This is a genomic window from Massilia sp. Root335 (assembly GCF_001425685.1).
Lineage (GTDB): Bacteria > Pseudomonadota > Gammaproteobacteria > Burkholderiales > Burkholderiaceae_D > Telluria > Telluria luteola.
Window position 1 is genome coordinate 4,681 of the sequence record NZ_LMCY01000046.1, and the last position, 12,151, is coordinate 16,831.

11 protein-coding genes are annotated in these 12,151 nt (G+C 66.0%); 3 read left to right on the plus strand and 8 right to left on the minus strand.

Going from position 1 to position 12,151, the window contains the following annotated elements:
• On the plus strand, window positions 1-811 hold an 811-nt coding region (locus ASC93_RS23605), incomplete at its 5' end, for an IS1595 family transposase (RefSeq protein ID WP_229412850.1).
• A 426-nt stretch (window positions 812-1,237) separates the two neighbouring features.
• Here the strand turns inward: ASC93_RS23605 and secF are convergent.
• The 5 genes from secF to queA all read right to left on the minus strand — a co-directional run bounded on the left by secF (window position 1,238) and on the right by queA (window position 7,057).
• Window positions 1,238-2,260: a protein translocase subunit SecF gene (gene secF, locus ASC93_RS23610; protein WP_056448344.1), complete on the minus strand. Its 1,023-nt coding sequence runs from the start codon at window positions 2,258-2,260 to the stop codon at window positions 1,238-1,240.
• Between the two features lie 14 nt (window positions 2,261-2,274).
• The gene (gene secD / locus ASC93_RS23615) at window positions 2,275-4,167 is read right to left on the minus strand and encodes a protein translocase subunit SecD (RefSeq protein ID WP_056448347.1); all 1,893 of its coding nucleotides are present in this window, start codon (window positions 4,165-4,167) and stop codon (window positions 2,275-2,277) included.
• A gap of 54 nt (window positions 4,168-4,221) precedes the next feature.
• Entirely contained in the window at window positions 4,222-4,500 is a 279-nt protein-coding gene (gene yajC / locus ASC93_RS23620) for a preprotein translocase subunit YajC (RefSeq protein ID WP_229412851.1), read from the minus strand.
• 359 nt (window positions 4,501-4,859) lie between these two features.
• Window positions 4,860-5,999, minus strand: coding sequence for a tRNA guanosine(34) transglycosylase Tgt (gene tgt / locus ASC93_RS23625; protein ID WP_056448353.1), 1,140 nt, complete (start codon window positions 5,997-5,999; stop codon window positions 4,860-4,862).
• Window positions 6,000-6,007: 8 nt separating this feature from the next.
• Complete coding sequence (gene queA, locus ASC93_RS23630) at window positions 6,008-7,057, minus strand: tRNA preQ1(34) S-adenosylmethionine ribosyltransferase-isomerase QueA (protein ID WP_056448356.1); 1,050 nt, start codon at window positions 7,055-7,057, stop codon at window positions 6,008-6,010.
• Window positions 7,058-7,206: 149 nt separating this feature from the next.
• Here queA and recG point away from each other — a divergent pair, with 149 nt between their 5' ends.
• Window positions 7,207-9,291: an ATP-dependent DNA helicase RecG gene (gene recG, locus ASC93_RS23635; protein WP_056448358.1), complete on the plus strand. Its 2,085-nt coding sequence runs from the start codon at window positions 7,207-7,209 to the stop codon at window positions 9,289-9,291.
• A 157-nt stretch (window positions 9,292-9,448) separates the two neighbouring features.
• Here the strand turns inward: recG and ASC93_RS23640 are convergent, their stop codons facing one another.
• Both ASC93_RS23640 and ASC93_RS23645 read right to left on the minus strand, forming a co-directional pair.
• Window positions 9,449-9,721 (minus strand): hypothetical protein, encoded by a 273-nt coding sequence (locus tag ASC93_RS23640; protein ID WP_056448362.1) that lies wholly within the window; start codon window positions 9,719-9,721, stop codon window positions 9,449-9,451.
• 125 nt (window positions 9,722-9,846) lie between these two features.
• On the minus strand, window positions 9,847-10,527 hold the full coding sequence (locus tag ASC93_RS23645) for a DJ-1/PfpI family protein (protein ID WP_056448449.1): 681 nt from the start codon (window positions 10,525-10,527) through the stop codon (window positions 9,847-9,849).
• Window positions 10,528-10,617: 90 nt separating this feature from the next.
• Here ASC93_RS23645 and ASC93_RS23650 point away from each other — a divergent pair, with 90 nt between their 5' ends.
• On the plus strand, window positions 10,618-11,595 hold the full coding sequence (locus ASC93_RS23650) for a GlxA family transcriptional regulator (RefSeq protein WP_056448365.1): 978 nt from the start codon (window positions 10,618-10,620) through the stop codon (window positions 11,593-11,595).
• Between the two features lie 156 nt (window positions 11,596-11,751).
• Here the strand turns inward: ASC93_RS23650 and ASC93_RS23655 are convergent, their stop codons facing one another.
• Entirely contained in the window at window positions 11,752-12,063 is a 312-nt protein-coding gene (locus tag ASC93_RS23655; RefSeq protein WP_056448369.1) for a hypothetical protein, read from the minus strand.
• Between the last annotated feature and the right edge of the window lie 88 nt (window positions 12,064-12,151).

A 12,151-nucleotide genomic window follows, 5' to 3' on the forward strand; every position in this document is an offset into this window, starting at 1 on the left:
AGGCCGGCCGTGTCCGCGCTGCGGTTGTGGTCGCGTACACCGCTGCGGCGAGGCGAGCGGCCTGCAGCGCTTTCGGTGCCTCGGGTGCGGACGCAGCTATAACGCCCTGACCGGCACGCCGCTCGCTCGTCTTCGCAAGAAAGAGTGTTGGCTGCCCTATTTGCAATGCGTCCTCGAATCGCGCACGGTGCGCGACGCTGCGCGCGTGACCGGCGTGCACCGGACGACCAGTTTCAGGTGGCGCCACCGGTTCGTGCCCGGCGCGATGCGCGACCGTCCTCCGATATTGGCGGCCATCGTCGAGGCGGACGAAACCTATCGCCTCGAATCTCAGAAGGGTTCGCGCAACCTGACGCGGCCGCCGAGAAAGCGCGGCGGCGTGGCCACGCGGCGCGGGATCAATCGCGAATACGACTGCCTCCTCATCGCGCGCGACCGCAACGGGCAGACGCTGGACTTTCATACGGGCCGAGGGCAAGTGACGGCCGCGCAATTGCATGCGTGCCTCAAGCCGGTATTGCCGGCCGACGTGTTGCTGATCAGCGACGGGGCGGCGGCGTATCGTCGTTTCGCCGTGCAAGCGCAGATCACGCACGAAGCCGTGAACGTGAAGGCCGGCGTGCGGGCGCGCGGCGCGATCCATATCCAGAACGTGAACAGCTGGCACAGCCGCTTCAAGAGCTGGCTGGTGCGCTTCCGCGGCGTCGCAAGCCGCTACCTCATCAATTATTCGGGCTGGCAACGGCTGCTGGATGCGCGGCGGCTGACGACGCCCGCGCATTTGCTGTGCGCTGCGGCCCGGCTCGGCTAGGGCGGCTGCGCTCGGTTACCTAAGTATCGCGAACACAGCCCAAAAAAACGCCCGCTCCGAAGAGCGGGCCAAGTCCAAAACTAGGGATGTCCTGAAAGAGACGAGTCCATCTTAGTTCCCGCCACCCTTGTCCTCTGTGCGGTGACTCACATTTTGTTAAATCTTCCTACTCATCTGTAAAAAATCCTATGCAGGCTGGGCGAAAGACAAAAAAAACCCGCTCCTTGCGGGAGCGGGTGAAGTCCAAAACTAGGGATGTCCTGAAAGAGACGAGTCCATAGTAAGGCAGCCTTAAGTGAACGCTCTGTGCGCTGCTTCACACAAAGAAAAATCTTTTATATCAAAGCGATGCGGTATTGATCCGTCCCATAAAAACAAAAGCCGCCACGGCCAGGCCGGGCGGCTTTATCGGGGGAACGATCGCGATTACACGACGGCGCCGTCCGTTTCGTCCTTCGCCTTGATCGGCTTGATCAAGTCTTCGCGCTTGACTCCCAGCCACATGGCGATGGCGGCCGCCACGAACACGGACGAGTAGATACCGAACAGGATACCGATGGTCAGCGCGACCGCGAAGTAGTGCAGCGTCTGGCCGCCGAAGAACAGCATCGACAGGACCATCATCTCGGTACAACCGTGGGTGATGATCGTACGCGAGATGGTGCTCGTGATCGCGTGGTCGATGACTTCGGTCACGGCCAGCTTGCGCTCCTTGCGGAAGGTCTCGCGAATCCGGTCGAAGATCACGACCGATTCGTTGACCGAGTAACCCAGCACGGCCAGCACGGCGGCCAGCACGGTCAGCGAGAATTCCCACTGGAAGAAGGCGAAGAAGCCCAGGATGATCACGACGTCGTGCAGGTTGGCGATGATCGCCGCCACCGCGAATTTCCATTCGAAGCGCACGGCCAGGTAGATCATCACGCCGATCACGACCATGACCAGCGCATTCAGGCCGTTCTGCGCCAGCTCGTCGCCGACCTGCGCGCCGACGGAATCGACGCGCTGCAGGGTCACCAGCTCGGTGCCGGCCGCGTTGACGCAGCTGGTCCGGGTGACGTTTTCGCCCTTGTCGGTGGTCTGCTGCACCTGCTTCGGCATACCGTTTTCCGTCGTGCACAGCGCTTCGAACACGGTCGACGAGGCGGCCACGCCGGTGGTGCCCTTGCGCACCGGCAGGCGCAGCATGACGTCGCTGGCCGTGCCGAAGCTGGTCACCTCGGGCTGTTCATAGCCCAGTTTTTCCAGGCTGTGGCGGATCTTTTCCTGGTCGGCCGCGTGGGAGTAGCGCAGCTCCATCGTGGAACCGCCCGTGAACTCGACCGAGAAGTGCAGGCCCCGCGTCGCGAGGAAGAACACCGCGGCGACGAAGGTCAGCGCCGAGATCACGTTGAAGATCAACGCGTGGCGCATGAACGGGATGTCCCGTTTAATCTTGAAAAATTCCATGTTCTACCCGCTCCTTATTTCTTGACGGCCGGCTTGGCGCCGGCACCGACCGCGCCGTTGTTCCACACGGTGCCGATGGCGATCTTGCCGAGCTTCTTCTTGCGGCCGTACCACAGGTTCACGACGCCGCGCGACAGGAACACGGCCGAGAACATCGACGTCAGGATGCCCAGGCAGTGCACGACGGCGAAGCCGCGCACGGCGCCCGAACCGAACACCAGCAGCGCCAGGCCGACGATGAGGGTCGTCACGTTCGAGTCGAGGATGGTCGCCCACGCATGGCTGAAACCGGCCGAGATCGCCGCCTGCGGCGTGTTACCCGCACGCAGTTCCTCGCGGATGCGCTCGTTGATCAGCACGTTGGCGTCGATCGCCATACCGAGCGCCAGCGCGATTGCGGCAATACCCGGCAGGGTCAGGGTCGCCTGCATCCGCGACAGCAGGGCCAGCAGGAACAGCAGGTTGCAGGCCAGCGCCACGACGCTGAAGAAGCCGAACAGCTGGTAGTAGATGACCATGAAGATCGCGATCGCCACGAAGCCCCACAGCGTGGAATGCAGGCCCTTGGCGATGTTCTCGGCGCCCAGCTGCGGGCCGACGACGCGTTCCTCGACGAATTCCATCGGTGCCGACAGCGCGCCGGAGCGCAGCAGCAGCGCCAGCTCGGCGGCCTTCTCGGGCGTGCCCAGGCCAGTGATCTGGAAGCGCGAACCGAGCTCGCTCTGGATCGTCGCGTTGGACAGCACGGTGTACTTGCCCTTTTCCTTCAGCAGCACGGCCATGCGCTTGCCGACGCGCTCGCGGGTCGCTTCGCGCATCCTGCGGCCGCCGTCGCCGTTCAGGTCGAGGCTGACGGACGGCTGCTGGTTCTGGTCGAAGCTGGCGGTGGCGCTCGAAATGTAGTCACCGGTCAGGAAGACGTCCTTCGATACCACGGCCGGCGCGCCCTGGCCCTGCGTGAACAGTTCCGAATTCAGCGGGATGGCGGCGGACAGTTCGGTACCCGGGGTGACCGATTCGTCGACCATGCGGAATTCCAGGGTCGCCGTGCGGCCGATGATGTCCTTGGCGTGGGCCACGTCCTGCACGCCCGGCAGCTGGACGACGATGCGGTCGCGGCCCTGTTGCTGGATCACGGGTTCCGTCACGCCCAGCTCGTTGATGCGCTTGCCGAGGGTCGAGATGTTCTGGCGGACGCCCTCTTCCACGACGCGCTGCAGCGCTTCCGGCTTGAGCGTGACGATCAACTTGAGGTCGGTGCCGTCGGCGGCATCGGCGAAGGCGAGGTCGGCGTTCTGGCGGGCCAGCACGTTGCGGGCCTGGTCGCGGGTGGCGGCGTCGCGGAATTTGATTTCGATGCGGTCGCCCACGCGGTCGATGCCGGCGTGGCGCACGTTGGCCTCGCGCAGCTGGCTGCGGGAGGCGGCCTGGATGCCCTTGACGCGGGTCTCCAGCGTGGCCTTGGCATCCACCTGCAGCAGGAAGTGCACGCCGCCGCGCAGGTCGAGGCCGAGATTCATCGGCTTGGCGCGCAGCTTCTCCATCCACACCGGCGTGTTCTTCACCAGGTTGACGGTGACGATGTAGTCGGGGTCGGTCGGGTCGCGGTTCAGATCGCGCTCCAGCGCCGCCTTGGCCTTGAACTGGGCATCCGGCGTCGCGAAACGGGCGATGACGGCGCTCGAGTCGCCGGATCCTTCCAGCCCCACGTTGTCGGACACGATGCCGTCACGCTTCAGGGCCTCGGCCACCTGAGTGACCGTGTCGCTGTTGACCTTGACCGTCGCCTTGCCGGTCGTGACCTGCAGCGCCGGCGATTCGCCGAAATAGTTGGGCGCCGTGTACAGCAGGCCGAGCAGCACTGCCACAAGGATCAGTATGTATTTCCAGAGGGGGTAACGATTCATGATGTTCCAGCGTTCAGGATCGGGCGGGAAGCGCGGCGCGAAGCCGCGGCCGGATTACAGGGCCTTGAGCGTGCCCTTGGGCAGGAGCGCAGTCACGGCGTTCTTTTGCACCACCACTTCGGTACCGGCTGCCACTTCGACCGTCACATAGGTATCGGTGACACGGGTCACGCGGCCCAGCATGCCGCCGACGGTGATCACTTCGTCGCCCTTGGCCAGCGCCTCCATCATGGATTTCAGCTCTTTCTGGCGCTTCTGCTGCGGACGGATCATGAGGAAGTACATGACCACGAACATCAGGACCAGCGGGGCGAACGTGGTGAGGTTACCCATCAGACCCGGTTCGGCTGCACCGGCGGTTTGCGCGTACGCGTTGGAAATGAACACAAGGACTCCGATTGTATAAATGTGAAAAAACAAGCGCTGTATTCTAGCACCGGCAAACTGTCAACAGCCAGTTTCCGGCCATGTGGGCCTAGGATGCCCGAATGCAAGACGTTATCGGAAATTTAATTTGACGGCATCGCCGACGATATGTGGGTCGCATATCGCCGGGGCGGGCACCCCGTGCCGGCCAATCGCATGCGGCTCGAACATCGATGACCGTATGCCCACGAACCGCATGCGTCAACGCGACGTCATGGTGGGCACAGGGGTGCCCACCCTACGGCCATGACAACGCAGCCGGGAAATCAGACGCCCCGCGCGCGGTCCGCGTTGAACTGCAAGCGGAACGCGTGGAAGCGATCGCCATCGATCGCATCGCGGATCTCCTGCATGAGGTTCAGGTAGTAATGCAGGTTGTGGATGGTATTCAGCCGCGCCCCCAGGATCTCCTTGGACCGGTGCAGGTGATGCAGATAGGCGCGCGAAAAATTCTTGCAGCAGTAGCAGGAACAGGTCTCGTCCAGCGGCGCCTGGTCGTCCTTGTAGCGGGCATTCTTGATCTTGAGGTCGCCGAAACGGGTGAACAGCCAGCCGTTGCGGGCGTTCCGGGTCGGCATCACGCAGTCGAACATGTCGACGCCGTTCGCCACGCCCTCCACCAGGTCTTCCGGCGTGCCGACGCCCATCAGGTAGTGCGGCTTGTTGTCCGGCAGGCGCGGGCCGATGTGCTGCAGCACCCGCATCATGTCTTCCTTCGGTTCGCCCACCGACAGGCCGCCGATGGCCAGGCCCGGGAAGTCGATGTCTTCCAGGCCCGCCAGCGATTCGTCGCGCAGGCGCTCGTACATGCCGCCCTGGACGATGCCGAACAGCGCGTTCGGGTTCTCGCCCTGCTTGAATTCGTTCATCGAGCGCTGGGCCCAGCGCAGCGACATGCGCATCGACTTCGCCGCCTCTTCCGCCGTGGCAGGACGGCCGTCGATCTCGTACGGCGTGCACTCGTCGAACTGCATGACGATGTCGGAGTTCAGCGAGCGCTGGATCTGCATCGAGATTTCCGGCGACAGGAACAGGCGCGAACCGTCGATCGGCGACGCGAACTTCACGCCCTCTTCCGTGATCTTGCGCATCGCGCCCAGCGAAAACACCTGGAAGCCGCCGGAGTCGGTCAGGATCGGCTTGTCCCAGCCCATGAAGCCGTGCAGGCCGCCGAACTTGTCCATGACGTCCGTGCCCGGGCGCAGCCACAGGTGGAAGGTATTGCCGAGGATGATCTGCGAGCCCACTTCCTTGAGTTCGTTCGGCGCCATCGCCTTGACGGAGCCATAGGTCCCGACGGGCATGAAGATCGGCGTCTCGATGGTGCCGTGGTTCAGTTTCAAACGGCCGCGGCGGGCGTGCGAGAGGCCGCTCGTGTCTTTCTTGAGGAGGGTGAATTCGAGCATGTGTAATGTCAGTTCGTTGCCGGGGCCGCGCGCGAGTGCGTCGTCAAAAGCATCGCATCGCCATAGCTGAAGAAGCGGTATTCGCTGGCGATCGCGTGCGCGTAGGCCTTGCGGATTTCATCGTAGCCGGCAAAGGCCGAGACGAGCATCATCAAGGTCGACTTGGGCAGGTGGAAGTTGGTGATCATCCGGGTGACCGTCTTGAACAGGTAGCCCGGGGTGATGAACAGATTGGTGTCGCCGCTGCCCGCGACGAGGGTGCCCGACTGCGACGCCGATTCCAGCGCGCGCAGCGACGTCGTGCCGACCGCCACGACATCGCGTCCGGCCTGGCGCGCGGCGCGCACGGTGTCGACCGTCTCTTGCGGAATCGTGTACCACTCGCTGTGCATCTTGTGCTCCGCGAGGTTTTCCACGCGCACGGGCTGGAAGGTGCCTGCGCCCACGTGCAGCGTGACGTAGGCGACGCGCACGCCCTTGGCCGCGACCTTGTCGAGCAGCGCCTGGTCGAAGTGCAGGCCGGCCGTGGGCGCGGCGACGGCGCCCGGCTCTTTCGAGTAGACGGTCTGGTAACGCTGTTCGTCGAAGTCGTCGGCGTCGTGCTCGATGTACGGCGGCAGCGGCAGGCGGCCGTGGGCTTCGATCAGGTCGAACACGTCGCCGTCGAAGTGCAGGGTAAAGAATTCACCGGCGCGTTCGCCGACGCCGACCTCGAACGCATCGGCCAGGCGGATGCGCGAACCGGGCTTCGGCGACTTCGATGCGCGCACCTGCGCGAGCACGGTGCGCGGGTCCAGCACGCGCTCGACGAGCACCTCGACCTGGCCGCCCGTGTCCTTCTGGCCGAAGAAGCGCGCCTTCAGCACCCGGGTATTGTTCATCACGAGCGTGTCGCCGGCCTGGAGCTGGTCGACGATGTCGGCGAAATGACGGTCGGTGATGCGGTCGCCGTCCAGCTGCAGCAGGCGCGACGCGCTGCGGTCGGGCAGCGGCACCTGGGCGATGCGCCCGGGCGGGAGGTCGAAATCGAAATCGGAGAGGGAGTACGTTTTGCTCATCTGGGAAAAACTCGGCGTGGCGCCTTACAATATGGGCTACAGCGTGCGGCGAACCCATTATTTTACACCCGGTTTCCGGACTGAGGGCGCAGGCCATAACCGTTATGCCCAAATCCTGATAAGCCGACAACACGCGCCAACGAACCGCCATGCCAGCCACGAATGCCAAACCGGCGGCCAAAGCCGCAGCCAAGACAGCACCGAAAAGCATCGAAAGCAAGCTCGCCAAGCTCGGCCTGCGCACCGACATGGACCTCGTCCTGCACCTGCCGATGCGCTACGAAGACGAGACGCAGATCGTGCCCATCCGCGAAGCCTGCCTGCGCGGCGGCCACGTGTCGCAGGTCGAGGGCGTCGTCACGAAAAACGAAATCGCCTATAAACCGCGGCGCCAGCTGCTGGTGACCATCGCCGACGACACGTCCGACATCCAGCTGCGCTTCATGAATTTCTACGGCAGCCAGGTAAAGCAGCTGGCCGAGGGCACGCGCGTGCGTGCGCGCAGCGAAGTCCGGCACGGCTTCTTCGGCGCCGAGATGGTCCACCCGGTCTACAAGATCGTCAACGAGGGCGCGCCGCTGCCCAATTCCCTCACGCCCGTGTACCCGTCCGGCGAAGGCCTGTCGCAGACGGTGCTGCGGCGCGCGATCGCGGACGCGATGAAACGCGTGGACTGGACCGATACCGTGCCGCGCGCCGTGCGCGAGCGCCTGAACCTGGCCGAGTTCCAGCCGGCCGTGCGCCTGCTGCACTATCCGCCGCCGGACGTCGACGAGCACGCGCTGACGGAGCGCTCGCACCCCGCGTGGACGCGCGTAAAATTCGACGAGCTGCTCGCGCAGCAGCTGTCGCTGAAACGCGCGCAGGAGGCGCGGCGCGAAAAAGGGGCGCCGGTCCTGGGCGCGGTGGGCGCGCTGTCCGAGGCGTTCTTGAAAGCCCTGCCGTTCAGGCTGACCAATGCCCAGCAGCGCGTCGTGGAAGAGATCCGCCGCGACCTGCGCGCAGACTACCCGATGCAGCGCCTGCTGCAGGGCGACGTCGGCAGCGGCAAGACCGTCGTCGCGGCCCTGGCGGCCGCGCAGGCCATCGACAGCGGCTACCAGGCCGCGCTGATGGCGCCGACGGAGATCCTGGCCGAGCAGCACTTCCGCAAGATCGCCGCGTGGATGGAACCGCTGGGCGTGAAGGTCGCGTGGCTGACGGGCAGCCTGAAAAAGAAGGACAAGACAGCGGCCAGCGAGATGGTGGAGTCGGGAGAAGCCAACCTCGTGATCGGCACGCACGCCCTCATCCAGGACACCGTGCAGTTCGCGAAGCTGGGCCTCGTGCTCGTCGACGAACAGCACCGCTTCGGCGTCGGCCAGCGCCTCACCCTGCGCAACAAGGGGTCCGACGGCCTCGTGCCGCACCAGCTGATGATGTCCGCGACGCCGATCCCGCGCACGCTGGCGATGACGTATTACGCCGACCTGGAAGTGTCCGTCATCGACGAGCTGCCGCCGGGCCGCACGCCCATCGTCACGCGCGCGATCGACCAGAACCGGCGCGACGAAGTGATCGAGCGCGTGCACGCGGCCGCGCTGGAAGGCCGGCAGGTCTACTGGGTCTGCCCGCTGATCGAGGAATCGGAAGCGCTGCAGCTACAGACGGCCACCGAGACGTACGAGACGCTGGCGGAGGCGCTGCCCGACCTCGTCGTGGGCCTCGTGCACGGGCGCATGAAGCCTCTCGAGAAGCAGGTGATCATGGATGCGTTTTCCGCGGGCGACGTGCACGTGCTGGTGGCGACGACGGTGATCGAGGTGGGCGTGGACGTGCCCAACGCGTCGCTGATGGTGATCGAGCACGCGGAGCGCTTCGGCCTGTCGCAGCTGCACCAGTTGCGCGGCCGCGTGGGCCGCGGCTCCGCGGCCAGCGCCTGCCTGCTGCTGTATCAGAGCCCGCTGGGTCCCGTCGCCAAGCAGCGGCTGATGACGATGCGCGAGACGACGGACGGCTTCGAGATCGCACGGCGCGACCTCGAAATCCGCGGCCCCGGCGAGTTCCTGGGCGCGCGCCAGTCGGGCCAGGCCATGCTGCGGTTTGCGAACCTGGAGACGGATCAGTGGATCGTCGAACAGGCGCGCGACGTGGCGGCGTGGCTGCTCGGGTCGGACCGGCCCGAGCTCGAGGCGATCGTCGATGCGCACCTGTCGCGCTGGCTCGGTGGACGCGAAGAGTTTCTCAAGGTCTGAGCCAAAACGTCGTCACGCGCACCAAAACCCCATCCGCGCGCATCAAAACGTCGTCCCCTCCACCAAAACGTCGTCCCCGCGCAGGCGGGGACCTAATGTCTGCGGCCGTGCACGCAAACTTCGGCCCCCGCCTGCGCGGGGGCGACGGTGCGATGACTTACTTGCCCGCCATCGGCGCCGTCGAATCGGCCGCAGCATCCTTCGCTGCGTCCTTCTGCTCGGCCTTGGCAGCGGCCTTCTTGTGATGCTTGGCCTTCTTCACGTGCTTCGTGGCCGCCTTGGCTTCCTGCTTCTCGTGCGTGGCTTCGGCCTTGGCGACGGCCGGCGGCGTGGCCGAATCCGGCGTGGTCGTCGGCGCCGGGGCCGGGGTTTGCGCGAAGGCGGCGGTGGCGAACAGACCGGCGATCAGGGCAGCGATGGTGTTTTTCATGATGAAGGGTCCTCGGTAGTTTTGGATGTCAGTGATGCACGTTTGCGTGTCACTTGTGCCTGAAAACGGCCCACCCCACTATCCTGTTGACGCGATTTACAAATGCTTACGCGCCTGACAAGCGCTTACAGCTCGACCATTGCCGCCATCGCCGCTTCGACCTGCGCCAGCCGCGGCACCATCGCGGCGCGGTAGCGTGCCACCAGCGCCGGGCCGGCGCCCTCGGGCGAGCCGGCAGCGAACGGCGGCTGCGGATCGTATTCGAGCGCCAGCTGGATCGTGCGCGCGACGTCTTCGCCGGCCAGTTCGGCCGCCAGCGCGAGACCGAAGTCGATCCCTGCCGTCACGCCGCCGCCGGAGATCCGGTTGCGGTCGCGCACGATGCGTTCCGCCACGGGCACGGCGCCGAAACGCTCCAGAAACGGCAACCACATCCAGTGGCAGGCGGACCGATAGCCCGCGAGCAGGCCGGCCGCGCCCAGCACGAGCGAGCCGTTGCACACCGACGTGACGTAGCGCGCGTGTTCTCCCTGGCGGCGCAGGAAGGCCAACGTGTCGCCGTCGCCGAACAGGCGCTCGATGCCGAAGCCGCCGGGCACGCACAGCACGTCCAGCGGTGGACAGTCGGCGAAGGTGGCCGTCGGGTTGATCGTGAAGCCGACGTCGGTCGGCACCGGATCGCGCGTCTTCCACACGAGGTGCACCTGCGCGCCGGGCACGCGGCCGAGGACCTGGGCGGGACCGGTCAGGTCGAGTTGGGTCACGTGGGGGAACAACAGAAATCCGATGTGCAGCGCATTACTCATGGCAGGCTCCAGTTCGTCGATGAAGGATGACACCATTCTAGGAAGCGGCTAGCATTGGCAGCAATGTCAAACTTGTGCTGAATCCTGCCAATGTCTTCCAAACCTCGCCCGGTCGCCCTGATCGCCTTCGACGGCGTCCAGGTGCTCGACGTCACCGGCCCGGCCGCCGTGTTCGGCGCCGCCAACGACGCCGCGGGTTACGCCTTCTATCGCCTGCACATCCTGTCGCCGCAAGGCGGCCCCGTGACCAGCAACTGCGGCCTCGCGGTCGTCACGGCGCCGCTGGCCAGCGTCAGGCCGGGCGCGCTGGACACCGTGCTGGTCGCCGGCGGCAGCAAGCGCGGCCTGCGCGCGCTGGCGCAGGATGCCGCCGCGCAGACGTGGCTGCGGCGCGCCTGCGCCCGCGCGCGTCGCTACGGCTCCGTGTGCACGGGCGCCTTCGCGCTGGCGGCCTGCGGCCTCCTGGACGGCAAGCGCGTCGCCACGCACTGGGAAGCGACGGACATCCTCGGCCGCACTCATCCCGACGTCGAGGTCGATGCGAACGCGCTCTACGTCGAGGATGGCAATGTGTGGACGTCGGCCGGCGTCACCACCGGCATCGACATGTGCCTGGCGCTCGTCGCGCGCGACCTGGGCGACGCCGTCGCCAACGCGATCGCGCGGCGCCTCGTCCTGTATGCGCGCCGCCCCGGCTACCAGTCGCAGTTCAGCACGGTGCTGGCGGCCCAGGAAAAGGCGGACAGCCCGTTCGCGGCGCTCGTCGACTGGATCCGCACGCACCTGGACGAACCGCTGGACGTGGCCGCCCTCGCCGGGCGCGCAGGCATGTCGCCGCGCACCTTCCACCGCCGCTTCACGGACGCGCTGGGCGAGACGCCGGCGCGCTTCGTCGAGACGCTGCGCCTCGACCACGCGCGCGACCTGCTGTGCACGACGCTGGCGCTGAAGACCGTCGCGGCGCAGACGGGTTACGCGACGCCGGGCCAGCTGTCGAAAGCGTTCGCGCGCCGCTTCGGCGTCAGTCCCGGGCTGTTTCGCGCGATGCAGGGCGACGCGACCGCGTGAAAAGTTCCGCCCCAGCGCAACGCGGACGCCATCCGCTTCCCGGGCGGCGCACTGGCGGCGCGGGCAGGCACGCGCTGAAGCCCGGCATCCGTCGGCGACAAGCACGCAAAAAAAAAGCCCGCATCGCGCGGGCTTCATGAAGCAGGAACGGCGGACTTATTTGGCGGCGACGGGCGCTGCGGCAACGGTCGTGTCCTTGCTGTCCTTGGCGGCTTCCGTCTTCGCGGCGTGGTGCTTGGCCTTGTGCTTGGCGTGCTTCGCGCTGGCCTTGGCTTCCTTCGCATCGGCCTTGGCGGCCTTCGCGTCGGCCTTTGCTTCCTTCACGTCGGCGCTGGCGGCGACCTTGGCGTCGGCCTTCACGGCGGCGGGGGTCGCGGCGGGCGTCGTCGTGGCGGCAGGTGCCGGGGTCTGGGCGAAAGCAGCGGTGGCGAACAGGCCGGCGATCAGGGTAGCGATGGTCTTTTTCATGATGGAGAGTCCTTGAAGTTTGTCGGGGCAGGTGCACGTCGTTTGCGTGTCACTTGCTCCTGAAACGCGGCCGGCCGGATGGGTGTTG